19 protein-coding genes are annotated in these 24,367 nt (G+C 63.1%); 9 read left to right on the forward strand and 10 right to left on the reverse strand.

What is annotated here, in order from left to right:
- Nucleotides 1-62 precede the first annotated feature (62 nt).
- Nucleotides 63-1,040 (forward strand): hypothetical protein, encoded by a 978-nt coding sequence (locus O3649_RS01525; protein WP_368885799.1) that lies wholly within the window; start codon nt 63-65, stop codon nt 1,038-1,040.
- Between the two features lie 159 nt (nt 1,041-1,199).
- On the opposite strand, the gene O3649_RS01530 is transcribed toward O3649_RS01525, so the two are convergent.
- Entirely contained in the window at nt 1,200-2,729 is a 1,530-nt protein-coding gene (locus O3649_RS01530) for an aminopeptidase P family protein (RefSeq protein WP_371572427.1), read from the reverse strand.
- Nucleotides 2,730-2,945: 216 nt separating this feature from the next.
- Here O3649_RS01530 and O3649_RS01535 point away from each other — a divergent pair, with 216 nt between their 5' ends.
- Nucleotides 2,946-3,914 carry a PHP domain-containing protein gene (locus tag O3649_RS01535; RefSeq protein ID WP_371572429.1) on the forward strand — a complete coding sequence of 323 codons (969 nt, stop codon included), beginning with the start codon at nt 2,946-2,948 and terminating at the stop codon, nt 3,912-3,914.
- 90 nt (nt 3,915-4,004) lie between these two features.
- On the opposite strand, the gene O3649_RS01540 is transcribed toward O3649_RS01535, so the two are convergent.
- The 4 genes from O3649_RS01540 to O3649_RS01555 form a co-directional block, all read right to left on the reverse strand.
- Nucleotides 4,005-5,276 carry a site-specific DNA-methyltransferase gene (locus tag O3649_RS01540; protein ID WP_371570876.1) on the reverse strand — a complete coding sequence of 424 codons (1,272 nt, stop codon included), beginning with the start codon at nt 5,274-5,276 and terminating at the stop codon, nt 4,005-4,007.
- An 8-nt stretch (nt 5,277-5,284) separates the two neighbouring features.
- Nucleotides 5,285-7,024, reverse strand: a complete 1,740-nt coding sequence (locus tag O3649_RS01545) for a DEAD/DEAH box helicase (RefSeq protein ID WP_371572431.1) — start codon at nt 7,022-7,024, stop codon at nt 5,285-5,287.
- A gap of 531 nt (nt 7,025-7,555) precedes the next feature.
- The gene (locus O3649_RS01550; protein WP_371572433.1) at nt 7,556-7,783 is read right to left on the reverse strand and encodes a DUF3107 domain-containing protein; all 228 of its coding nucleotides are present in this window, start codon (nt 7,781-7,783) and stop codon (nt 7,556-7,558) included.
- A 200-nt stretch (nt 7,784-7,983) separates the two neighbouring features.
- Nucleotides 7,984-9,246 (reverse strand): glutamyl-tRNA reductase, encoded by a 1,263-nt coding sequence (locus tag O3649_RS01555; protein ID WP_371572435.1) that lies wholly within the window; start codon nt 9,244-9,246, stop codon nt 7,984-7,986.
- Nucleotides 9,247-9,467: 221 nt separating this feature from the next.
- Here O3649_RS01555 and hemE point away from each other — a divergent pair, with 221 nt between their 5' ends.
- The 7 genes from hemE (at nt 9,468) to hemB (ending at nt 17,972) form a co-directional block, all read left to right on the forward strand.
- Complete coding sequence (gene hemE, locus O3649_RS01560) at nt 9,468-10,649, forward strand: uroporphyrinogen decarboxylase (RefSeq protein WP_371572437.1); 1,182 nt, start codon at nt 9,468-9,470, stop codon at nt 10,647-10,649.
- Between the two features lie 138 nt (nt 10,650-10,787).
- The gene (gene hemG / locus O3649_RS01565; RefSeq protein WP_294631936.1) at nt 10,788-12,338 is read left to right on the forward strand and encodes a protoporphyrinogen oxidase; all 1,551 of its coding nucleotides are present in this window, start codon (nt 10,788-10,790) and stop codon (nt 12,336-12,338) included.
- A gap of 134 nt (nt 12,339-12,472) precedes the next feature.
- Nucleotides 12,473-13,294 (forward strand): hydrogen peroxide-dependent heme synthase, encoded by an 822-nt coding sequence (gene hemQ / locus O3649_RS01570; RefSeq protein ID WP_294631934.1) that lies wholly within the window; start codon nt 12,473-12,475, stop codon nt 13,292-13,294.
- Nucleotides 13,291-14,730 carry a ferrochelatase gene (locus O3649_RS01575; RefSeq protein WP_371572440.1) on the forward strand — a complete coding sequence of 480 codons (1,440 nt, stop codon included), beginning with the start codon at nt 13,291-13,293 and terminating at the stop codon, nt 14,728-14,730. The genes hemQ and O3649_RS01575 overlap by 4 nt, the downstream gene beginning before the upstream one ends.
- A 184-nt stretch (nt 14,731-14,914) precedes the next feature.
- Nucleotides 14,915-16,048 carry a hydroxymethylbilane synthase gene (locus O3649_RS01580; RefSeq protein ID WP_070846875.1) on the forward strand — a complete coding sequence of 378 codons (1,134 nt, stop codon included), beginning with the start codon at nt 14,915-14,917 and terminating at the stop codon, nt 16,046-16,048.
- 5 nt (nt 16,049-16,053) lie between these two features.
- Nucleotides 16,054-16,935, forward strand: coding sequence for a uroporphyrinogen-III synthase (locus O3649_RS01585; protein ID WP_371572442.1), 882 nt, complete (start codon nt 16,054-16,056; stop codon nt 16,933-16,935).
- A 35-nt stretch (nt 16,936-16,970) separates the two neighbouring features.
- A complete protein-coding gene (gene hemB, locus O3649_RS01590; RefSeq protein ID WP_070599487.1) occupies nt 16,971-17,972 on the forward strand; it encodes a porphobilinogen synthase in 1,002 nt (333 codons plus the stop codon).
- Between the two features lie 91 nt (nt 17,973-18,063).
- On the opposite strand, the gene O3649_RS01595 is transcribed toward hemB, so the two are convergent.
- The 5 genes from O3649_RS01595 to O3649_RS01615 form a co-directional block, all read right to left on the reverse strand.
- Entirely contained in the window at nt 18,064-19,233 is a 1,170-nt protein-coding gene (locus O3649_RS01595; RefSeq protein WP_371572444.1) for a transcriptional regulator, read from the reverse strand.
- 150 nt (nt 19,234-19,383) lie between these two features.
- Entirely contained in the window at nt 19,384-20,565 is a 1,182-nt protein-coding gene (locus tag O3649_RS01600; RefSeq protein ID WP_371572446.1) for a sugar dehydrogenase, read from the reverse strand.
- 32 nt (nt 20,566-20,597) lie between these two features.
- Nucleotides 20,598-21,947 carry a glutamate-1-semialdehyde 2,1-aminomutase gene (hemL, locus tag O3649_RS01605; RefSeq protein WP_070687495.1) on the reverse strand — a complete coding sequence of 450 codons (1,350 nt, stop codon included), beginning with the start codon at nt 21,945-21,947 and terminating at the stop codon, nt 20,598-20,600.
- A 209-nt stretch (nt 21,948-22,156) separates the two neighbouring features.
- On the reverse strand, nt 22,157-23,524 hold the full coding sequence (locus O3649_RS01610; protein ID WP_070687496.1) for a threonine/serine exporter ThrE family protein: 1,368 nt from the start codon (nt 23,522-23,524) through the stop codon (nt 22,157-22,159).
- 141 nt (nt 23,525-23,665) lie between these two features.
- Nucleotides 23,666-24,361, reverse strand: coding sequence for a 3'-5' exonuclease (locus tag O3649_RS01615; RefSeq protein ID WP_049353292.1), 696 nt, complete (start codon nt 24,359-24,361; stop codon nt 23,666-23,668).
- Nucleotides 24,362-24,367: the final 6 nt, after the last annotated feature.

Genomic DNA, 24,367 nt, shown 5'->3' on the forward strand with positions numbered 1-24,367 from the left:
GCCTGTAGAGGAGCTGACTACCCACCGGGTCCAGGGTTAGGGCGGGCGGTAGAATAGGAGCCATGACTTCTAACCTGCCGAATATTCCCTCGACCCCGCCTTCTTCGTACTTGGCGTCGCGCCTGGCGCAGGCTCAGGGCAAGCCCCTGCCCGCCGGTGAAGCGATCGCCTCCTTCGTTCGTCACGATGATGCGCTCGCCGCTTTTGACGTGCTCAGCGAACAGGATTACCCGGTCACGGCGCTGTACCTGGTCAATGATGGTATCCGCCAGGTGGAGTACCCGGTACAGCCCGGTTACGGTCGTGCCCTGATTTCTGCGGCGATTCAGGGTGCGGTGATTGGCCTGGTGTTTTCGGTGCTGATGACCCTTGCCGGTGACTCTTTTATCTCTGAAGCACTCAAGTACGTGCCGCTGTCGGTTGCCGTGTTTGTGCTGTGGCAGATGTACGTTCTGCGTCGCTCCCATGGGGGTCGCTACCCGATGCGTACCGAGGCGATTCCCTCGCGTACCGTGATGTACGCTCTGCCGGAGTACGCTCAGGATGCGCGCCGCGTGCTGGGTGCGCACCCTCGCTTCTCGGCGGCGGTTGCGGCCGCTCGTGCGGCGGCAGCCCCGGAAGCTTCGCAGGCGCGTGCCGCTCAGAGCACCGTCTCGATGAATGGTGCACCGGTTCCGACCGGCGCCCCGAAGGCACCCTCGTACCGTGCGCAGGCGGGTAGCCAGCCAGCGCCGAACCAGAACCTGCCCGAGCGTGATACTACTGCGCAGAACGCGATGGCTCAGAGCGCGGCGCAGAACATGCCCGCACCGGTTACCCCTGCACCGCCTGCTCAGCCCACTCAGCCTTCCGAACAGGAACAGGCAAGCACTGACCAGGCAACCGCCCAGAAGTCAGATACGCAGAAACGTCCGGCACAGCGGTACGGTCTGCGCGTGGACGACCCGGAAGAATACGCGAAGCTGATTCAGCCCAAGCCGCAGCGTCCAACCCCGCGCCCGCAGGGCCTGCACGATAAGTCCTCGCAGGAGTCCGAATAACCGAACCTGCAATGGCGGTAGCCACCCGTAGCGGCGGGAAATAAGCCAGGAAACAGGCAGAGAAGCAACATAGAAGACACGCGAAAGCCCCTCACCGAACGAATCGGTGAGGGGCTTTCCCTATTCAGACGTTACTACGTAACTGGGGGGGGCTAGGCGTTACTTCGCCAGCTTCGCCATCCACTCCTCAATGCCCTCAACGGTGCGGGGCAGTGCAGCAGACAGGTTCACGTTGCCGTCCTCGGTGCAGAGCACGTCGTCCTCAAGGCGGATACCGATACCGCGGTACTCCTCGGGGATAGACAGGTCCTCTTCCTTGAAGTACAGTGCCGGCTCAATGGTGAAGACCATGCCCGGCTCCAGCTCAGCCCACATGTACAGTTCAGCCTTCGCCTGCGCGCAGTCGTGCACGTCCAGGCCCAGGTGGTGGCTGGTGCCGTGCGGCATCCAGCGGCGGTGCTGACCGCCCTCAATGGTGAGGGAAACCTCGGCAGAAACCGGCAGCAGGCCCCACTCTTCCAGACGGTGAGCCAGAACCTCCATAGCGGCGTCGTGAAGTTCGTGGAACTTACGGCCCGGCTTAGCCACAGCGAATGCGGCGTCAGCAGCCTCCAGCACAGCGTTGTAGACCTTCGCCTGAACCTCGGTGAACTTACCGTTCACGGGGAAGGTGCGGGTCACGTCTGCGGTGTACAGGGTGTCGTCCTCAACACCTGCGTCCAGCAGCAGCAGCTTGCCGTCATCGACGGTGCCGTTGTTACGAATCCAGTGCAGGATGGTTGCGTTGTTACCGCACGCTGCGATGGTGTCGTAGCCCAGGTCGTTACCGTCGGTACGTGCCACGGAGAAGAACGCGGTCTCAACGACGCGCTCACCGCGGTGGTGCTCCTTAGCCTTCGGCAGTTCACGAATGACCTCTTCGAAGCCCTTGACGGTCATGTCAACGGAACGCTGCAGGTTCTCAACCTCGATAGCGTCCTTAATCAGGCGAGCCTCGGAGAGCGCCACAGCCAGCTCGGAGTCCAGCTTGTCAGCCTGCTCCAGCTCCACGCCGGTGTTGTAGCGGGAAGTGTCAACCAGCGCGTCAACAGCCGGGTCAACGTTGCGGACCAGGCGGATGTTCACGCCACCCAGGCCCTGGTTGCCGGCGTTCTTGGTGATAGCAACCTCAAGCTCGGACAGGTCGCGGGTACGCAGACCGTAACGCTCGGAGAATTCCTTCAGGGTGGGGCGGGGGCCAACCCAGAACTCGCCGTAGCGTGCATCCGCGTAGAACTCTGCGGTGTCGCGGCCAGCCAGCGGGCGGAAGTACAGGGTGACCTCGTGGTTGGAGCCGTTGTCGCCGGTGCCCTCTTCGACGGGCTCGAAAATCAGCACGGCGTCGGGCTCGTGGTCGATGCCCAGACCGGTCTGGTGCGCAAACGCCGAGTGGGGGCGGAAGCGGTAGTCGCAGTCGTTGGAGCGGACCTTCAGCGGGCCTGCGGGCAGGACGAGGCGCTCGCCGGGGAATGCCTTGGAAATCTTGGCGCGGCGCTCAGCTGCGTAGTCTGCTACGGGCTCGCGGGTGTAGCCGTCATCTTCGGCAGGTGCCCAGTTTGCGGCAATGAATTCGGTGAACGCAGACGCCTTAGGGGTGCTGCGGTGGTCGTTCTTCTGAGCTTCGGTGCTCTTCTCATTGTTCTCAGTCATGGGTTAATCATATCTCCTTCACCACAGGTGGGCAGGTGTTTTAGCGCTTTTGACCATAAGAGAGGGCGCGGTGGGGCAGAATATATCTTTGACCTGCGACCGGGTACCCGATATTGCGCCGCCGATATTGGTAGGGTTGAATCAGAAGAGTAGATGACATGCCTTAAAACCCCGCTGAGGTGGCGACGAACTAGCAGGGGCGGGGAAGGAGAGAAGATGACGCAGACAGAACACCGAAATAGTGCACCTAATGCGCAGCAGGCACCGAAGCCCGCTGAATCGGGCGCGCCTGAAAACCTGAACCGTACCGGGCGCTACGATCTGCATATTCACTCCGCTATCTCTGACGGCACGCAGAGCCTGGCCGAGCTGGTGCCGCTGATTGCTCACGCCGGGTTGGCGGGTTTCGCGCTGACTGATCACGATACGACGGCTGGTTGGGCGCAGGCGGCTCAGCTGGCGGGTGAGCACGGTCTGGATTTTCTGCCGGGTGCCGAGTTCTCCTGCCGCTACCGTTACACCGATGGTGAGGGCCGCGCACGCACGAAGACTATTCACCTGCTCGCTTATGGTTTTGACCCGGTGGGTTCGGAGTTGGCGCGCCGTGTGGAGGCGATTCGTGCCAGCCGTGAGGGCCGTGCGCAGGCTATTGTGGGCCGTCTTGCCGCCGACTACCCGCTGACCTGGGATGACGTGTTGGCGCAGGTGGGGGAGGGGAACACGGCGGTGGGCCGCCCCCATATTGCTGATGCGCTGGTTGCTGCCGGGGTGGTTGCTGATCGTTCTGAGGCTTTTGCGAAGCTGCTGTACACGGGCAGCCCCTACTATGTGCCGCAGGATGCGCTGGATCCGTTGGAGGCGGTGCGTCTGGTGCGTGAGGCTGGGGGCGTGCCGGTGATTGCGCATCCGATGAGTACGATGCGTGGACCCGCGTTGAGCCTGGAGTATCTGGGTTTGATGGTGGATGCTGGCCTGGCGGGTGTGGAGGTGTATCACCGTGAGAACTCTCCGGAGGACCGGGCGCGTCTGCTGGAGTTCATTGAGCGTCAGCGTGCGGCGGGCCGTGAGGTGCTGGTGACGGGTTCGAGCGATTATCACGGCGCGGGCAAGCCGAACCTGCTGGGTGAGAATACGACGGATGCGGTGACGGTGGCGCGTATCCGCGAGCAGCTGGCGGCCCAGTAGTAAGACGAAAGAGTGTGGGGCGGGTTCCCGGTAAAGGAACCCGCCCCATACTCTTAACACGTGCTCTCACGAACGCGCAGAAAAGACAGCCTAGACGCTCTCACGCGACGCATGATGCTGCAACACCGCACCCGCAGCCGCCGCATCCATCTGAGCAGCCGCCCGCGCCGCACGAGCCTTAGCCCGCGCCTGATGCTGACGCTGACGACGCAACTCATCACGGCCATCAATACGCATCTTCTTATCCACCGCATCCATCGACCGGTGACGCACAAACCGGCACGACGCACCCTCAACCGGCTGCGTAGTCTCCGTGAGCGTATCCAACACAGCCTTCAGCGCATGACGGCTCGCCGCCGTCAACGCATCACGACTCGTACCGCCACGAACACCCACCGTACGCTTCGGCGTGAACAACACACTCGCCCCACGCGGCACACCGCGATACTCAGCGAACGACACCGGATCCACACCCAGACGCTTAGCCATCACCTCAATAGCCGGCGGATTCTGATCCACACACACGAACTTACGACCCAGCTGAGCCGCCGCCGCACCCGTAGAACCAGAACCAGCGAAGAAATCCAACACCCAATCACCAGGGCGGGAACTCGCCGCAATCATACGGCGCAACAAACCCGTAGGCTTCTGCGTGGGATAACCCGTCTTCTCCTTACCCGTCGGCGACACAATCGTATGCCACCACACATCAGTAGGGAGCTTACCGCGAGAAGCCTTCTCCTCAGTCACCAAACCGGGAGCCATATACGGTTCACGATCAACCTCCGCAGTATTGAAGTAATAGCTACGGTGATCCTTCGCGTACACCAGAATATTGTCGTGCTTCGTCGGCCAGCGGCGCGTAGACTTCGCGCCGTAGTCGTAAGCCCAAATCAGCTCATTAATGAAGTTCTCACGACCAAAAATCATGTCGCACATAATCTTCACATAATGAACCTCACGCCAATCCAGGTGCAGGTACAGGGTGCCGTCCTGCGCGAGCAGACGATGCGCCTGCTCAATACGCGGCGCTAGGAACGCCCAATAATCCTCGAACGAGTCGTTATAGCTCGCCAGAGTCTGCAGGGTGCTCGAATAGCTCTTGCCCTTAAAACCGGTGCGGTCACCCTTCTCAGAAGCCTCCGCGCTCAACGTGCGGCGCGTCTGCTTCTTACCCGTATTGAACGGCGGGTCAATGTAAATCACGGTGAACGCACCGTCGGGCAGCTCACGCAGATACTCCAGGTTATCTGCCTGCACCAGCAGCGACGGGCCCTGCGGATCGAAAACAGTCGAATCCGTGCGGTTTGCCTCAGCGGCAGGGGAGGGCGCGGCGGGCGCCGGGGATGCTGAAATACCCAACCCCGGCCCTAGCCTTCAGAACCAGCACGGTCAGCGCCACGGCCCTTACCGCGAGAACCCCCAGCACGAGAACCTTCAGAACGCGAGCCTTCAGAGCGGCGGCGGGTACGGCGGCGGCCCTCACCCTCCATGGGCTGACCCTCAACACGGCGGGTACGGCGACGCTGACGAGGCGCACGCTCAGAACGCTCCGAAGAACGTTCGGTACGCTCGGATGCGCCCTGCTCGTTACGCTCCGCACGCTCGGAAGAACGCTCGGAACGCTCAGCGCGCTTGCGGCCCTCGGAGCGGCTACGGCGCTCGCCGCGGCCCTCACCGGAACGACCGTCGCGGCCACCGCGAGAACGGCGCGAACCCTTCTCACCGTCACGACCGCCAGAACGGCCACCCTCACGGGAACCGTCGCGGCCACCGCGAGAACGAGCCGGGCGGCCATCACGCGAGTCGCGGGCGCTCTCAAAGAACTCATCGCCCATGCCCTCAGCCACACGCTCCTCGCGCGGCAGGCGGCCCTTAGTGCCAGCCGGAATGTTCAGGTCGTAGAACAGGTGCTCAGAGGAAGAGTAGGTCTCAACCGGCTCAGGAACACCCAGCTCCAGGGCGTCGTTAATGACCTTCCAGCGCGGCAGGTCATCCCAGTCAACCAGGGTCACAGCGGTACCCTCATTGCCGGCACGACCGGTACGGCCGGTACGGTGCAGGTAAGTCTTCTCATCCTCGGGCACGCGGTGGTTAATCACGTGGGTCACGTCTTCAACGTCAATACCGCGAGCCGCCACGTCGGTCGCGACCAGAATGTCGACCTTGCCGGTGCGGAACGCCTTCAGTGCCTGCTCACGCGCAACCTGGTTCAGGTCACCGTGCAGGGGAGCGGCAGCGAAGCCACGGTTCACCAGCTCCTCCGCTACGCGGGCAGCGTCACGCTTGGTCTTGGTGAAGATGACGGTGCGGCCGCGGCCGGTAGCGCGCAGAATGCGGCCAATCATCTCGTCCTTGTCCAGGTGGTGCGCACGGTAGACGACCTGGCGGATCGACGCCTTAGTCTTCGAGGCGTCCTCGGGGTCAGCGGCGCTAATGCGCATGGGCTTGGTCATGTACTGGCGTGCCATCGCAATGACCGGGCCGGGCATGGTTGCGGAGAACAGCATGCTCTGGCGGTCCTCCGGCAGGTAGCTGAGGATCTTCTCAACCGACGGCTGGAAACCCAAATCCAGCATCTCGTCAGCCTCATCGAGGACCACGATCTTAACCTGCTTCAGGTTCAGGAAGCCCTGCTGGTACAGGTCGATAATGCGGCCGGGGGTGCCCACCACAACCTCCAGGCCGCGGCGCAGCAGCTCAGCCTGAGGCTCAATCGGCACACCACCGTACAGGGTCGCGACGCGGGCGTTGCGCAGCTTCGCAGCAATCGCCAGGTCCTCGCCCACCTGAATGGCAAGCTCACGGGTCGGAACCAGAATCAGCGCCTGAGGTGCGCCGGGGTACTCCAAATCAGCCCAGCCCTCATCGTCGCGGCCGACCACACGCTGAATGGTGGGCAGACCAAAGCCGAGGGTCTTACCGGTACCGGTCTTCGCCTGACCAATGATGTCCTGGCCAGACAGAGCCACGGGAAGAGTCAGTTCCTGGATGGGGAAGGGGGAAGTAATGCCAACCGCCGCGAGGGCGTCGCTAATATCCTGGCGAACGCCGAAGTCGGCGAAGGACTTTGCAGTCTGAGTGGTTTCCTGCGTGTTCGTTTCAGTCACTGGACCGTATCTTTCTACCCCTGTTCGGGGTGTGTTTCTCCCCAGAATTGGGGGTGTACCAGCCAGCGCCCCAATGGTGGAGGCGGTGACGGGCGGGCGTCGAAAGCCGGCCGCGGGAAATTCTTACTCGGGAAATTCTTACAGGGGAAATTCTTGCCGAGACGCCGCCTGCACGCATGGTCAATGCACATGGTTAGTGCTCATGGTTATTCATGATGAGAAGGCGGTGCAGCCTCGGGGTCTTGAAAGGGGTACGACCGGTCATTCACTTAACCCCTCAATATTAACCTGGATTTGCTTCCGGCGCACCCCCGACCGGTTGTGGCGTGCGCCCGTGATGGGCGATATACCGCCCCAAAACCGGGTGCCGCGAGGTTTTTGTGTAGGCGGTTTAAAATGCAAACCCCCGCATTCGGCACGGCGTAACCACGTGGCGCATAAAGCGCACGCACACAGCGCATAAAGCGCGGTTACGTATCGTGACGGATGCGGGGAAAGCTCAAGCTAAAGGGGGTTCAGCTACCGAACTAATTAGGCGCCGATACCGAAGCCAACGTGACGCTTAGCGTCGGAACCCAGCTCAACGTAGCCAATCTGAGCACCAGGAATCAGAGTGGTGTTGCCCTTATCATCCATAATCTGCAGCAGCGAGCCGTCCTCAATAGCCTTCGAGACCTTCTCCATGAGGATTTCCTTAGCCTCACTGGTCTCAACAACGATTTCACGAGCAATGTGGCGAATGCCAATCTTGATTTCCATGAGTCTCCTCGCAGAATAGTCCGGCACAGCCAAACGTGCGCCGGGTATGGGAACTATCTTATCTAGCATCTACTCTAGCGTGAATGCGCCCATCGGCACCGTGAACGGGCAGTACTTCGCCGGGGGCTAATAAAATACTCGCCGCCGGATGCGTGAAAATGCGCGCAAAAACGCCGGGAAGAGCAGGGGAGGGGAGGCTCTTAAGAATCCTCCACCTGAATGCCGTAGAGGGTCTCCAGCGCCTGCACGTAATCCTCCGTGCGGCCCTCCGCCGCAAGCTTCTTGGCGCGCACCGTCGGGGTGTGCAGCAGGGACTTCACCATGCGGCGCATCGCCAGCTCAAACTGCTCCGTCGCCGCACCGCAACCAAACTGGTTACGTACCTTCTCCAGCTCGGAATCCAGCACATCCATAGTGTGCGAGCGCAGCGCAACAATCGCGGAGTCAATCGTGCGGGAACGCTGACGAGACACAAACGCCGCCAGCTCAGACTCCACGATGCGCGTAGCCGTCGCCACGGACTCCTCGGTCTCCTCGGGTGCGGCAAGGCGCACCGATTCGAGGGTAATCAGCTCAACGTTCGGCAGGTCGGCGACCGAGGGGTCAAAGTCACGCGAAAGCGCCAGGTCGAGGATCGTGTGGTGGCCGCCCGGAATCTGCTCGGGAAGCAACGGGTCGGATCCGCCGGAGCAGCCAATAATCACGTCAGCCTCAGCCATCGCCTGTTCCATGCCGTCCTCGGGCACTGCGAAGACGTCGCGCTTCGCCGCGAACTCCGGGGCGCGACCAGAACGGGAATTGACCCAAATATCGGTGCAACCGCGCTCGCGCAGCGCCGCAATGGTCGCACCCGCGTAAGCGCCCGTACCAAAAATCAGGGCGCGGCGGGTCGACCAGTCCTTCTCGGCAACCTCATCCGCAAGATCCAGAGCAACAGACACAATCGAGCGGCCCTGGGCGCCAAGCGCCGTGTGCTGACCCACCTGACGAGCCGTATGCGCCGCATGCTCAAACAGCTGCACCAGCTCACCGGGAAGAGCCACACCCTCCTCCTGAGCCTTCGCCTGCGCGGCAGCCAGGGCACGGCGTACCTGACCGGCGATTTCGCGCTCGCCAACCACGGCAGACTCCAGGCCGGAGGCGACCGTCAGCAGGTGGCGTGCCGCCTCCTCGTCTGCGTACACATCGAAGCTGGAATTGACCAGTTCCTTGTCCAGGCCGGAGGTTTGCGCAATCGAATCAACAATCAGCTCACGAACCATGTGCACATGCGCAGAGACGTGTAGCTGAACATACATTTCAAGACGGTTACAGGTGGCAAGAACGACTGCACCCTTCACGCCCAGCTGGCGTGCCATATCGCCCGCCAGAACATCGGGTACGCCGGAGGCACCGGCGCTCAACGCAGCGACGGTGGTCAGATCAACGGTGTGGTGCGATGCCACAAATGCATAAGTACTCACTAGAGATTAATCATAACCACGCCGACTAAGCCCCTGTAAAGCTCACAGAACCTAAGTTCCATCATCGTAGGGGGCAAGAAAATCTGCACAGTGGGGGAGCGGGCACAAAGAGTAGGCACGAACTAAGGTTTCCCTCACCGCTAAGAAAGCCACCATTAGGTAAGAGTCACCATGACATAGTGTCGCAAAAACGCCCACATAAACCTGTCACACTAGAGACTATGAGCGAAAACCAGCACACCACCCCCGCATCGGAAAAGGGCCCCGCACAGGCACCCTCCCTGCCCGCACACCCCACTGACGCCCAGCGACCCCTGCTCACCGACGAGCAGCTCGCACACCTACCCGCCAACCACCCCCTGCGCGCAGGCACCACCGCCGACTCGCCCATGCTCCGCGCCCTCACCGGCCGCCCCTCCAGCCACCGACCCGTCTGGTTCATGCGCCAGGCAGGCCGCTCCCTGCCCGAATACCGCCAGGTACGCGAAGGCATCCCCATGCTGGACGCCTGCCTCACCCCCGACCTCGCCGCAGAAATCACCGTGCAGCCCGTCCGCCGCCACAAGGTCGACGCCGGCATCTTCTTCTCCGACATCGTCATCCCCATGAAGCTCGCGGGCGTCAACGTCGACATCGTGCCCGGTAAGGGCCCCGTACTCGACCAGCCCGTACGCACCCTCGACGAGGTGCGCGCCCTGCCCGAACTCAAAGACAGCGACCTCGACCCCATCCGCGAAGCCGTCGCCGCCACCGTAGAAATGCTCGGCGACACCCCGCTCATCGGCTTCGCCGGAGCCCCCTTCACCGTCGCCGCCTACATGGTCGAAGGCGGCCCCTCCCGCGACCACCTGCGCCCGCGCACCATGATGCACGCCGACCCCGCCGCCTGGCACGAACTCGCCGCCTGGGCGGCCCGCACCGCAGGCCAGTTCCTGCGCGCACAGATTGAGGCGGGCGCATCCGCCGTGCAGCTCTTCGACTCCTGGGCAGGCTCCCTCGGCGAAAGCGACTACCGCCGCTACGTGCAGGCACACTCCGCAACCGCCCTCGATATGGTGCGCGAATACGGCGTGCCGCGCATCCACTTCGGCACCGGAACCACCGCCCTGCTACCCGCCATGCACGAAGCCGGCGCAGACGTCATCGGCGTGGACTACCGCCTGCCGCTGTCCGCAGCGAACACCCTGCTCAACGGCGCCGTACCCCTGCAGGGCAACATCGACCCGGCACTGCTCGCCGCAGGCAGCGAAAACCTCCACGCACACGTAGACGAGGTCCTCGCAGAAGGCAACGCCGCCCCCTCGCACGTGGTCAACCTCGGCCACGGCGTACCCCCGACCACCGACCCGCAGGTGCTCACCGACCTCGTGGCATATATCCACGAACGCACCGCGCAGGCATAGGATAAATAACGATAAATAGACGGCGCAGATGCTGGAAACCCTCCGGCATCTGCACCGAACATCTGCACCCCGAACCAACCACCACACCCGTTACCGCAATGGGCAACTCCACTGCAGGCAGACCAAAGGAGAACCACCATGGGCCACACCAACCAGGCACCGCACCGCACCGCACAGGTCAGTTCCTCCGCCGCGCCCCAGAACGCACGAGCTTTCACCCGCAACGAGAAGGCACCCACCGCCATCGTTATCGGCGGCGGCCCCTCCGGCCTCATCTCGGCACGCCGCCTCGCCGCAGCCGGTATGCGCGTCACCCTGCTCGAACAGCGCCACCACCTTGGCGGTGCGGTTGGTGCCCATGAAGTTGGCGGCCTTCTGCTGGACTCCGGCGCAGAATCCTTCGCAACCCGCAGCCCCATTGTCAGCGACCTCGTCAAGGAACTCGGCCTGGGCGACCAGATCGTCACCCCCAACTCCTACGGCTCGTGGCTGTACCTGCCGCAGGGCGCCCGTCGCACCCCCAGCACCGGCATCATGGGCATCCCCGGCAATGTGAACGATAAGTCGCTGATCCCCGTCATCGGTAAGAACGGTCTGCGCCGCGCCCAGGTGGACAAGTTCCTGCCCGTCTCCGCAGGCGAGAACGCGAAGACCCTCGGTGAGCTCGTGCGCATCCGCATGGGCCAGAAAGTGCTCGACAACCTCGTCGCACCCGTAGTCTCCGGCGTGTACTCCACCCACCCCGACAAGCTCGACGTCGATGCGACCATCCCCGGTCTGCGCGAAGCCTTCCGCAAGCACCGCTCCCTCGCCGCCGCAGCGCACGCTTTCCGTTCGGCAGCCCCCGCAGGCTCACAGGTCGCCGGTATCGTGGGCGGCATGAACCAGCTGTCCGAACGTCTCGTCGAAGACCTGTACGCCTCCGGTGTTCGCATCGTCACCGGATTCGACGTCATCGCCGTAGACCGCGACGAATCCACCGGCCAGTGGTTCATCATCCAGCGCCACACCACCGACGGCGAAAACACCCCCCTCTACGCCGACTACCTGGTGCTCGCCACCGACGGCCCGACCGTGGCACGACTCATCGGCCCGCACGTCTCCACCGCCCTACCCGCCATGGAACCCGGCCCCGAAGTCGCCCTCGTCACCCTCGTCGTTGATGCCCCCGCCCTGGACAAGCACCCCCGCGGCACCGGCCTGCTCGTCTCCGAAGAAGCCACCGCCGTACGCGCCAAGGCACTCACCCACGCCACCGCCAAATGGCAATGGGTCGCCGACGCCGCAGGCCCCGGACGCCACGTCGTGCGCCTCTCCTACGGCCGAGGCGGCGAAGACGCCCGCTTCTCAGAAGTGGCACTCGCCGACGAACAGCTCATCACCCTCGCCCTGCGCGACGCAAGCCGCATGATGGACGTAGCCCTCACCCACAGCAACCTCGTCGACGCGGACGTCGTACGCTGGCGCGGCGTACTACCCGCCTCCACCCCCGGCCACCGCGACCGAGTCAAAGAATTCCGCGAACGCGCCAGCGAACTCGGAACCCTCAGCACCGTCGGCTCCTGGGCGGCAGGCTCCGGCCTGGTCTTAACCGTCAAAGACACCTACGAACAGATGGACCGCCTCATCTACCACGCGGCACAGGACTGGGAAGGCGTCACCTCCCCGAAAGCCGCAACCGCCAAGTAGACGGCGCGGCGGCGGCAGAAGCTCAGTCAATAACTCAGCTCAGTCAGTAACTAGACCAAAAAATTGAGAAAACGCGCAGCTACGGAAGCCGCGCCTCCAGCACAGCGAACCCTCGCTGAAGAAAGGAACACACAATGTCTCACGATCACGCAGCACACGGCCACGGCGGCGCACACGGCGCAGGTCAGGGCGGCTACACCCACGCAGGCCACGGCTACGGCGGCGCACCCAAGGGCTACGCAGTCCAGCACTCCGCAGCTGACGAGAACCGCCGCGGCCGCGAAGAAGGCGAAACCCTGCACTACGCCCTGTACACCGTGTTCGCACGCTCCGGCGCACGCCCCGCAGAGTCCAACACCGACGAGGCACGCGCCGAATTCGAGAAGGTTGTTGAGCAGCTGGCCGCCGAGGGCGTGACCCTGCGCGGCATCTACGACGTCTCCGCAATGCGCGACAACGCAGACGTCATGATCTGGACCCACGGCGCAACCCCCGAAAAGCTGCAGGCAGCAGTCCGCAAGATCCGCCGCACCGCACTCTTCGCAGGCACCACCATCGTCTGGTCCACCATGGGCGTACACCGCGAAGCAGAATTCACCCGCAACCACGCACCCGCCTACGCACGCGGCAAGGCACCTGAAACCTGGGTCTGCGTCTACCCCTTCGTACGCTCCTACGACTGGTACTACATGAACCCCGAACGCCGCGCAGAAATGCTCAAGAACCACGGTATGAAGGCAATCGACTTCCCGCAGATTCTGGCAAACACCGTCGCAACCTTCGGCATGAACGACTACGAGTGGGTCCTCGCCCTCGAAGCACCCCAGCTCGTTGACCTCGTCGACATGATGCGCCACTTCCGCAACACCGAAGCACGCCTGCACGTGCGCGAAGAAACCCCCTTCTACACCGGCCGCCGCATCGGCGCAGACGAAGTAGCAGAGGTTCTGGCGTGAGCCATCAGCCGCACAACGGCGTAACCCTCAACGGCACGCTCCTGCCGGACAACGTGGTACCCAACCGCACCGACCCGGCGAACACCGCCTCCAACGGCCCCGCCGTGCTCAACGAGCAGACCCTCGGCGACTACCGAAGTGAACGTAGCATCACCCGTGAACGTGCCGAAGAGGTGCGCCCCTACGACCTGGTGATTCTCTCCTCCTTCGGTGGCCCCGAGGGGCAGGAGGACGTCATCCCGTTCCTGCGCAACGTGACCGCTGGCCGCGGTATCCCGGATGAGCGCCTCGAAGAGGTCGCCACCCACTACCGCGCCAACGGCGGCGTCTCGCCGATTAACGAGCAGAACCGCGCCCTGCTCGCCGCACTGCAGCAGGCGCTCGCCGAGCGCGGCCCGCACATCCCGATCACCTGGGCGAACCGCAACTGGAAGCCCTACGTGAAGGACGTGCTCGCCGAAGCCTACGAGAACGGCCACCGCAACGTGCTCGTGCTGGCGACCAGCGCCTACCCGGGTTACTCGAGCTGCCGCCAGTACCGTGAGGACTACGGCATGGCGATTGAGCAGCTCGGCCTGGAAGGTCGCATGCACGTGGGCAAGATTCGCCAGTTCTTCGACGTGCCCGGCTTCTCCCGCGCCTTCGCTGACGGGCTGAAGGACGGCCTCGCCACGGTGCGTGAGCAGCTCGCCGCACGCGATAGCGGTTCGCTGAACCCGCGCCTGCGCATCATGTTCTGCACCCACTCGGTGCCGACCTCCGCGGCGAATGAGGCAGGTCCGCGCGGCGTGAACTACGAGGGCGGCTCCGCCTACGTGGAGAAGCACCTGCAGGTCGCCCGCGCCGTGCTTTCGCTGGTTCGCGATGAGGCCCCGCAGCTTCTGCAGAACGTCGAATGGGAGCTGGTGTACCAGTCCCGTTCCGGCCCGCCGTCCATGCCGTGGCTGGAACCGGACGTCAACGACGCCCTGGAGGCGCTGCCCACCCCCGCCAACCCGGCGGAGGACGGCGAAGCCCCCGTGGAAGGCGTCGTGCTGGTGCCCCTCGGCTTCGTCTCCGACCACATGGAAGTCAAGTGGGATCTGGACACCGAGGCGCTGGACACCTGCGAACGCCTGGGCATGGTTGCCGTGCGCACCCCCACCCCCGGCACGCATCCGGCGTACGTGGAGTCGCTGCGCCGCCTCATTGAGGAGCGCGTGGAAAACGGCGTTTCAGCTGACCTGCGCCCCGAACGTGAGAGCGTCCTCGCCCCGAGCGCGAGCGGTCAGTACGGCTGGTTCGACGAGTGCGAACCCGACTGCTGCAAGCCCGGCCGAGGTGCCCCGAAGCCGGTCATCGCCGAGTACGCAGCCGGTGCTGATACCGCCGAGTCTGAGGAAGCTCCCGCCAGCCGCTCCGGTGGATGCGGCTCCGGCGGATGCTGCTCCCACTAACACCACCCCTGTAGCTCCGGCTCGCCCCAAAACCCCCTAACCGGGGTGCGCGGGCGGGTCGGAGCGCACGTGCCTACAGGCTACCCCCAGAATTTAGACAAACACACAGCGTCGCAAACACACAGCCTCTGGGGGAAACGCACACGCCTACGGGCTATCACACACATCACCGAAAAGGAGAGATATGAGCCATCACGAGTACATCTTGGGCACCCGCGGGTCTGCTCTCGCCCTGACCCAAAGCCGTATCGCCGCCGAAACCGTCACCTCCCTCTACACCGAACACCAGGCACACCACGGCGCCGCAGATGCCGAGGTCGTGGACTTCACCCTGCGCACCGTCAAAACCGAAGGCGACGTGCTCACCGGACCCCTGGCAACCCTCGGCGGCACCGGCGTATTCGCTGCGGCACTGCGCCAGCGCCTGCTCGACGGCGAGAACGCCTCCGAAGAAAACCGCGTGGACATGGCAGTACACTCCCTCAAGGACCTGCCCTCCGCACCCTGCCCCGGCCTGGTGGTCGCCGCAACCCTCAAGCGTGAAGACCCCCGCGACGCCCTCGTGGCACGCGACGGCCTGACCGTCGACACCCTGCCCGAAGGCTCCCGCGTGGGCACTGGCTCACCCCGCCGCGCCGCCCAGCTGCGCGCCCTGCGCCCCGACCTCGAAATCGTGGACATTCGCGGTAACGTGGGCACCCGCATCGGCCGCGTGAAGGGTCTGGAAGAGCATGCCGGCAAGCAGGTCGTACTCCGCCAGAACGCTGAAACCTCCGAACGCGCCGACCACGGTGTAGGCACCGAACGCAGTGGCGACTGTGACGCCGTGGTGCTCGCCGTCTCCGGACTGAAGCGCCTGGGCAAGGAAGAACTCATCACCGAGTACCTTGACCCCACCCGCATGCTGCCCGCCCCCGGCCAGGGCGCGCTCGCCCTGGAAGTGCGCGAAAGCGAATTCGAGAACCCGGACCCCGCAGTGCTCGCCGACCCCGAGGTGGCGCGCCCGGTGCGTGCCCTCGGCCGTGCCCTGCTTGCCGCAAACCACCATGAAACCCGCCTCGCCGTCAGCGCCGAACGTGCCCTGCTGCGCCGCCTCGAAGCCGGATGCGCCGCGCCCATCGGCGCGTACGCGCACGTGGTTGAAGGCGACCTGGTGCTTAACGTTGTGGTGGCGTCCCCGGACGGCACCGACATGCTGCGCCACACCTCGGCAACCGCCGAACTGGATGTGCCCGGCGCCGAACGCCTGGGCGTGCGCGTGGCAGAAGACCTGCTGCAGATGGGTGCCGCCGCCCTGGCCGGATTGGACCTGAAGTAGGCGTCATGTCTGCCGCTAGTCCGCAAGCTCACCATGGCTCTGAATCCCCGCGCACGGTTCTGCTGACCCGCTCCGCCACCCAGGGTGCCGCCTTCGCGCGCGCCCTCACCGAAGAATGCGCACAGAACGGGTTGGGGGAGCCCCGGGTACTCTTCGCCCCCCTACAGCAGGCCCGCACCGTCGAGCCGGGCGAAGAACACGCCGCCGCGCTGGAGGCGCTCGCCTCCGGTCACTACGCGTGGGTGAGCTTCACGAGCGCCAACACGGTTCGCGCCTGCACCGAGCTGTGGGGCGCGGAGTTTGCCCGCGCCTGCGCGAGCGGGGGAGTGCGCATCGCCTGCGTGGGTGCGGCAACCGCCCGCGCCGTACACTCCCAGCTGGGGCTGAACACGGATTTTCAGCCGCAGGTGCAGAGCGCCGCCGGTATGCTCGCGGAGTTTGGGCGCCCCGCCCCCGTAAACCCCGCAGCTAATCCCGCCGCGACTGATTCAGCTACAGTGCTGGTTCTGGAAGGCTCCAACGCCCGCCCGACCCTGCGCGAAGGCCTCAAAAACCTGGGCTGGGACAGCCGCCGCTGCGTGCTCTACGACATGGTGCCCGCCGAGCAGGTGGCACCCGGCGAGCTGAGCCTTGCTGCCGCCCGCGCGCTCGTGCAGGGGAGTATCCCGGAAGCCCCCGCGCCGGATGCGCTGGTGGTGACCGCCCCCTCCCGCCTGCACGCCTTGCTGGACGGCGCCCCCGCGCTATCGCCTGAATCGGTGCCGCCGGTGGTGGCGATTGGGGCGAGTACCGCCTCCGCATGCTGTGCCCTGAACCTGCGCTACGTGCAGGCTGATTCGCCGTCACCGCAGGATTTGGCGCGCGCCGCTGCATCCCTCATCTACTAAGACCACATATTTTTATCGAGTTTTCAGGAGAGATCATGAACCTCACCCGCCGCCCTCGCCGCCTGCGCACCACCGCAGCCATGCGCTCCCTCGTCGCCGAGACCACCCTGCGCCCCGCGCAGCTGATTCAGGTGTTCTTCGTTCGCGACGGCATCGACGAACCGCAGCCGATTCGTTCCATGCCCGGTCAGTACCAGCACACCCTGGAGAGCATCATCCCCGCCGTGCGTGAGGCGTACGAGGCGGGCATCCGTTGCATTGACCTGTTCGGCATTCCCCGCGATGAGGATAAGGACGAGGTCGGCTCGACCGCGTGGGATCCGCAGGGCATCCTGAACCGTGCGATTGCTGTGTGCCGTGAGGAGTTCGGCGACGACCTGGTGGTTATGGCTGATACCTGCCTGGATGAGTTCACAAGCCACGGCCACTGCGGCGTGCTGGTCGATGACGGCCACGGCACCCTCGTGGTGGATAATGACGAGACCGTGGAGCTGTACTGCAAGATGGCGGTTTCACAGGCGCGTGCGGGTGCGCACACGGTGTCCCCGTCGGGCATGATGGACGGCCAGATTGCGGCAATGCGCGCCGCCCTGGACGAGGCCGGCTTTGAGGATGTGTCGATTCTGGCGTATTCGGCGAAGTACGCTTCGGCGTTCTTCGGCCCGTTCCGTGACGCGGTGGAGTCCAGCTTCACGGGCGACCGTAAGACGTATCAGCAGGATCCGGCGAACCGCCGCGAGTCGCTGCTGGAGGTGCGCGCTGACCTGGAGGAGGGCGCGGATATGGTGATGGTGAAGCCCGCCGGCAGCTACCTGGATATTGTGCGCGAGGTGGCGGAATTTTCGCCGGTGCCCGTGGCCGCCTACCAGGTGTCGGGCGAGTACGCGATGATTGAGGCGGCTGCGGCGAACGGCTGGATTGACCGTAAGGCTGTGGTGCTGGAGTCGCTGCGTTCGATTCACCGCGCCGGTGCGGACGTCATCCTGACCTATTACGGTACGGAGGCGGCAGGCTGGCTGCGCGAGCTGGACGCCTAAACCCCTTCTAATGCCGAGAAGCCACATGTGTTTCGAAAAGCCACGTCTTTGGTGGCTTCTCGAAACACATGTGGCTTTTCGCCGTTTATGTTTATGCTTGTTCTTCGCGCACGGGCTTGTACCCGAGGGAGGTGCACACAATGTTGCCGTTGGTGAAGTACTCCGCGAGCTTCTCCCGATCGGCGGGGGAGCGCAGGTCCGCCCAGCGTTCCTGTTCCAGGTAGAACGCAACCTGGGAGGTGAGGCAGACGACCCGCTCATCGTGCACCGCCACAATATGCCTGCGCAGCCACGGGATGCGCTTGGCAAGATTCGGCGGAATCCTGGACGGCACCTTGATTTCGATCTGCCATTGGGACGGTTCGTAGAAGGTCGGCTTGATTTGTTCGGGGTTCTTCGGGAAGACGCAGAACTCCACAATATCGGGGTAACTGTACTTCTTCGCCGGCAGGAAGAGCCGCCCGACGTAGAACGAATCGGGGTTAAACAGCAAGTAGACCTTCAAATAATGCCAACGCAACGCTAGCGCCGCTGCGGCTGTAACCGCCAGCATAATTGAGGCACCACCGATAGGCATTGGCGGGGTGTACAAAATCGTCCAGCCTACCAGGGAGTAGAGGAAGACGACGATTGCCAGCACCAGCGCCACCACCACGGTCACGCAGAGCCCCAGGTGGAGTCTAGGCGTCGAACGCACCGGTTTAGCTTGGGGATGTGCATCTTGCGGAGCAAAGAACGCGTCAATACGGTTCAGCATTTCGCCCAGGACTTGGGGCATACCCGCGGTGTGGTTATCGAGGTTGAAGTAGCGGGAGCTACGCCAAATGAAGCGGCTCCAGCACGCACCCAGGTAGACCATGTAGAACGGCAACACTAGTGCCGGTAGCAGGATACCGTCACGGGCAATGTCCTTGTACAGCAGAAAGATGGACCGCGCGATAACGCAAGCCCATACGTACATGACGGCGTGCATCCACGCCTCAAACTTAGATACGCCAGAAATGCTATCGAGTTCTTTCCTGGCGCGGGTGAGGTTGGAACGTAGCTTATGTTTGGGGAGCGGGTCGCCGTCCAGGGAGCGGCGTTCGGCGTACCTCATCGCTTTGTCTACGGGGGAGCCCTTGTAGAAAACGTGCAGCCGCCTCGCTTCTTCCTTGCTCATGGTTGAGGAGTAGGCGATATCGACTGCTACGCACACCACCAGGTACAGCAGGAAGGCTATGAGCCATATGTAGCGCAACGGCTCTAGGGGTATCCCCAAAGCGCTTAGCTCCATGAATTGTCCTCTCTACGGGTATCGGTGATGATGTGTCTACGGTGCTCAGAAGCCACATGTGTTTCGAAAAGCAACATAAAACGTGGCTTCTCGAAACACATGTGGCTTCTCGCGATATAAGAACGGTATAGGAGCTTACTTGTACTGCGCCTTCTGGAAGGACGCGCGGCGTGCCGCCTCCTCCGCATGCTTACCGGCAGGCTTATACCCCATGGTCGTGCAGATGACGCGGCCGTCCACAAAGTACTTCGCCAACATTTCACGGTCCGCCGGCGAATCCAGCTGCGCCCAGCGTCCCTGCTCAATATTGAACGCAATCTGCGCCACCAAACAATCAATCTGGTGATCATTCAGCGAATAGTCATGCTTGCGGCCGCCGGGGAGCAGAATCTCCAGCGTCCACTGGCTCGCGTCCTTCGGGTTCAGCTTGATAGCGTCCGGGTTCTTCGGGTACACACGGAACGCACGAACCTCAGAGTAGGGGCGGGACTTCGCCGGAAGGAGCAGACGCCCAGCCTGGAACGAATCCGGGTTGTACAGCACGTAATCGCGGCTACGCATCAGCAATATGATGATCAGCAGAACGCCCGCCGCCAGCAAGAACCAGGATGCGTGACCGATATAGATCGCTTCCCAATCCTCGTCGATGCTCCAGCCAGCCAGCGAAACTAAGAAGACCGAGGCGAGCAGGAACGCAATACCACCGAGGATCCAGTAGGCGGTGCGGTCGTCACGAATCGGCTCCACGCCCGGCACCGTGCCGCGCACACGGAACGGTGCGCTCAGCTTACCCAGCGTCGCCGAGTAGATGCGCGGCATGCCCAGCACACGGTCATCCTTGCTGTATCCGCGAACTGCACGCCACTGACGGCGGCCAATACGCGCACCCAGATACACCATGAGGAACGGCAGAAGCAGCGCCGGCAGTACAACGCCGTCATACACGATATCCCAGTACAGGCTGAAAGTGGAGACCGCCACAATCCAGCCCCACAGGTACATGACCGTGTGGAACCAGCCGCTAAACACGCCGGCGCCCTCAATAGAATCCAGCTTCTTCTTCGCCTTCTTCGTGGCGCTACCCTTGCGGGAGGAGCTCAGCGGCGCACCCATCGCGGTGCGTTCCGCGGTGGCGCGGCGCGCCTCATCAACGGGCGAGCCGGACACCTCAAGGTACAGTTCGGCTGCCTTCTCCTTCTTGATGGGCACCGGGTAGGCGATATCCACCAGCAGGCACAAGCCCAGGTACACCATGAAGGCGATCAGCCACACGTCGCGTAGCTGCTCCATAGGCAGTCCCAGAGCGCTCAGATCCATGAGCGGCTCACCTCCTTACGTCTCTCAAACTCCTACGCGGATGCGGCAGCAGCTGCGGCAGCCGGAAGAGCCGAGATGATACGGTCCATCGCCTCATCGTCGTGGGCGGCAGAAACGAACCACGCCTCGAATGCGCTCGGCGGCAGGTACACGCCGGATTCGAGCATGGAGTGGAAGAACGCGTTGTAGCGGCTGGTTGCCGAGGCCTTGATGTCGGCGTAGTTGTGCACGCCCTCCTGAGAGGTGCCGAACGCGACCGAGAAGAGGTTACCGGCGCTCTGGATGGAGTGGTCCACACCGGCGGCGTTGAACGCCTCGGTCAGAGCCTGCTGCAGCTGGGCGCTACGCGAATCCAGGTGCGCGTAGACGGCGGCATCAGCCAGGGTCAGGGTCGTAATGCCCGCCGCAACCGACAGCGGGTTACCGGAGAGAGTACCCGCCTGGTAGACCGGACCGACCGGCGCCAGGTGCTCCATGACCTCACGCTTACCGGCCAGCGCCGCGATGGGCATACCGCCACCAATGACCTTGCCGAACGTGAAAATATCGGGAACCCAGCCGCCATCCTCGGGAGCCGCGTAACCCCAGTAACCAGCCGAAGACACACGGAAACCGGTCAGCACCTCATCAAAAATGACGAGCGCACCATTCGCGTGAGCAATCTCGTGCAGGCCACGGTTGAAACCGGGCTCGGGGGTCACCACACCCATGTTGCAGGGCGCCGCCTCAGTGATAATTGCGGCAATCTGACCCTCGTGGTTCGCGAACGCCTCACGTACAGCGTCCAGGTCGTTATAGGGCAGAACGATGGTCTCCGCGGCGGTTGCGGCAGTCACGCCGGCAGAACCCGGCAGCGCCAGGGTAGCCACACCCGAACCAGCCTCAGAGAGCAGCGCATCCACGTGACCGTGGTAGCAGCCCGCGAACTTAATAATCTTGTCGCGACCGGTCACACCGCGCGCCAGACGAATCGCAGTCATGGTCGCCTCAGTACCGGTCGACACCATACGCACCTGATCAATAGCGCCAGGAATCACTGCGTTAATACGGTTGACCACCAGCTCAGCCAGCTCAGCCTCCGGCGCGCTCGCCGCACCAAACGACAGGCCGCGCTCAGCCGCCTGCTGAACGGCCTCCACGACCTGCGGGTGCGCGTGGCCCAGAATCGACGGGCCCCACGAGCAGACCAAGTCAACGTACTCGTTGCCGTCCGCATCGTACAGGTACGCGCCCTTAGCCTTCGCCGCAAACGCAGGAGTGCCGCCCACAGAATTGAAGGCGCGCACCGGGGAATTCACGCCGCCGGGAATCACCGCGCGAGAACGCTCAAACAGCTTCTCGCTGGCTTCGTGGTGCAGCGGGTGGGTAGAGGAAGGAGTCATCGTATCGGTGCCTTTCAACAGGGACGGCGAACTAAAGAATTACAAGGGACGACGCACGGCAGGCGACAGAGCCCGCACGTTACTAACGTCCCGTCCCTAACCATCATAGGCGCTACAGATGAACCGCAGGTGACAAGCACCTGAACGTACCGAAAGGTGACGATAAAACACAACAGACAAGTTAGGGAACAGAGAGGATGCGCAACGCGCTAACGCAGGTGCCGGTCAGTATCCAGACGGTTGAGCACCTGAGTGTCCTGATCGAACAGCCAGTTCTTATCAAAGAGCAGACGCACAAACGCCAGGCCCATACCCAACGCCATGAAAATCAGCAGGGACTGCACGAAACCGCTCGCCGCCGAGTACATGTCACCGCTAGCAAAATGCGACATCGAACGGTAGAACGGAACACCCGGAACCATCGTCACCACCGCCGGAACCGACAGGGAAATACGGGTGTACTTGCGCTGATGCAGCGGCGCCACAATCTCAGCCAAAATGCCCACACCAAACACGGCAATCGTCGCTGCCATATGCGCGGGCATACCCGCCTCCACCATATGAATACGAACGGGGTTCGCCACCGCAGCAATCACGCCACCCCACACACACGCCACCGGAGAAGCGGCAAAAAGCATCGCGAAGCCAGCCGCCGCAACACCCGAGGAAAGCACCTGCAACACTAAATACAGGGTCGGGTCAAGGTTAAGAGGCGCAGGAGCCGCTAACGGCAGGTGGAAGAGCGAACCCAAAACCCACACCGCAAACGACGCACTCAGCAACAACAAACCCACATAGGTTAGACGCGAAATACCCGCCAAAAAGTCCATGCGGGAAATATCGAGCATGCCCGTCACCATGGGGAAACCGGGCACCAAGAACAGTACCGACGAAATGAAACCAATCATATGGTTCGGGCTAATCCAACCCACCGCGACCAGCACATTAACAATCGCAATGTACAGGCCCGCCGCCAGGAAGCCGCACGCCATCCACGTTGCCAAATGGCTCACCCCGCGCTTGAGCAGGGTCGAACGCAAAAACTGGCCGGCACCCGCCGCGAAGAACACCACCGTGCACTCCACCAGACCGCCACGGTTCAAGAACGCGAACCCGGCACACGCCACCGCCGACGCCAGCGCCAACATCCAGCGGGTGTACAGAGGCTTCGCCGAATCGATACGGTCCAGCTCGGCGTTCGCCTCCGCAGGGGTGATCTTTTCAGGAAGCTCAGAAATGAACTTACCCAACTGATCCAGCTTATGAGCGTTAATGCCCATCGTGCGCTGCTCAGCCACCTCAGTACGGAAATTACCGTCAGTGTACGAAGAGGTCGAAATTTCGGTGAAGGTCACCTGCGCGTGATGCTCCTTCAACCCCACAGCCTTCGCCAAACGCGCCATCGACGCCTTAATACGGTATGCGCTCGCACCCGACTTCATCAGGATGCGGCCTAGGCGGAGCACCACCTGAGACTGCGCCACCAAATGCTCATGAGCCAGACGGGTAGACCCCAGATAAATACTGCGCGTATTAGTGTCAGGGTACGGCTCGGTAGTGCGGGGCTGATCATCCATGAGAGGCCTTCCGGGTCGTGCTATTCGTGTAGGTGTGGTTCCTTATCTAGCATAGGGGAGAAGCCCAAGCGGGGATAGTGTCAGCCCGTCAGTAAAAGAGAGGTGTTTGGGGATGCTGCCTAGGTTTTTAGCGGCGCAGGTTTAGCGGCGCACAGGCCAGCGGCCGTCAATGACCTCAGATTCCTTACCCGGCTGCGTACGCAACCACGCCTGGAAGCTTGCCGCCTGCTCCGCCGCCCACTGAATCTGCTGCTCGTGCAGCTGGCGCGCATCCACGTTGAGAACCTCGGGGAACTGCTCGGTCAGCTTCACCAGCAGACGCTCCGCCGCCAGGGCATCATCAGCGGAGGTGTGCGCGTTCTCCAGGGAGACACCGTACTCGGCGGCAAGAACCTCAAGGGTGCGCTTGCCGCGCTTACGCGGAATCACGTGCTTATGCAGAACGTACGGGTCGAGCACCACACCGGGCGGCAGCTCGCCGTTGGCAATATTGTGGCGCAACATCTCGTGGTGCAGCACCGAAAAATCGTAGGCGGCATTGAACGCAATAATCGGCACACCATCAATATTGAGCGCACCAATCGCGCCGGCAAGCTCCCACACGACCTCGCGGGCGGGACGGCCGTGCTCACGCGCGTACTCGGTCGTAATACCGTGCACGGCGGCGGCACCGGCGGGGATCTCAACGCCGGGGTCAGCCAGCCACTCGCCACGGCGCACCACATTACCCTGAGGGTCCAGCAGGATCAGGGAAGCAGTCACGATGCGGGCGGTGGTGACGTCCACACCGGTGGTTTCAAGGTCAAAAGTGGCGCGCAGGCCGTTCATCCAGGTCATGCTATA

Origin of the sequence: Rothia sp. 27098_8_29 (genome assembly GCF_041432785.1) — a bacterium.
GTDB classification, from domain to species: Bacteria; Actinomycetota; Actinomycetes; order Actinomycetales; family Micrococcaceae; genus Rothia; species Rothia mucilaginosa.

Coding starts and splice junctions, on each gene's coding strand:
- O3649_RS01525 (WP_368885799.1), top strand. CDS start 63: ATGACTTCTAACCTGCCGAATATTCCCTCGACCCCGCCTTCTTCGTAC.
- O3649_RS01530 (WP_371572427.1), bottom strand. CDS start 2,729: ATGACTGAGAACAATGAGAAGAGCACCGAAGCTCAGAAGAACGACCAC.
- O3649_RS01535 (WP_371572429.1), top strand. CDS start 2,946: ATGACGCAGACAGAACACCGAAATAGTGCACCTAATGCGCAGCAGGCA.
- O3649_RS01550 (WP_371572433.1), bottom strand. CDS start 7,783: ATGGAAATCAAGATTGGCATTCGCCACATTGCTCGTGAAATCGTTGTT.
- hemE (WP_371572437.1), top strand. CDS start 9,468: ATGAGCGAAAACCAGCACACCACCCCCGCATCGGAAAAGGGCCCCGCA.
- hemG (WP_294631936.1), top strand. CDS start 10,788: ATGGGCCACACCAACCAGGCACCGCACCGCACCGCACAGGTCAGTTCC.
- hemQ (WP_294631934.1), top strand. CDS start 12,473: ATGTCTCACGATCACGCAGCACACGGCCACGGCGGCGCACACGGCGCA.
- O3649_RS01580 (WP_070846875.1), top strand. CDS start 14,915: ATGAGCCATCACGAGTACATCTTGGGCACCCGCGGGTCTGCTCTCGCC.
- O3649_RS01585 (WP_371572442.1), top strand. CDS start 16,054: ATGTCTGCCGCTAGTCCGCAAGCTCACCATGGCTCTGAATCCCCGCGC.
- hemB (WP_070599487.1), top strand. CDS start 16,971: ATGAACCTCACCCGCCGCCCTCGCCGCCTGCGCACCACCGCAGCCATG.
- O3649_RS01600 (WP_371572446.1), bottom strand. CDS start 20,565: ATGGATCTGAGCGCTCTGGGACTGCCTATGGAGCAGCTACGCGACGTG.
- hemL (WP_070687495.1), bottom strand. CDS start 21,947: ATGACTCCTTCCTCTACCCACCCGCTGCACCACGAAGCCAGCGAGAAG.
- O3649_RS01610 (WP_070687496.1), bottom strand. CDS start 23,524: ATGGATGATCAGCCCCGCACTACCGAGCCGTACCCTGACACTAATACG.
- O3649_RS01615 (WP_049353292.1), bottom strand. CDS start 24,361: ATGACCTGGATGAACGGCCTGCGCGCCACTTTTGACCTTGAAACCACC.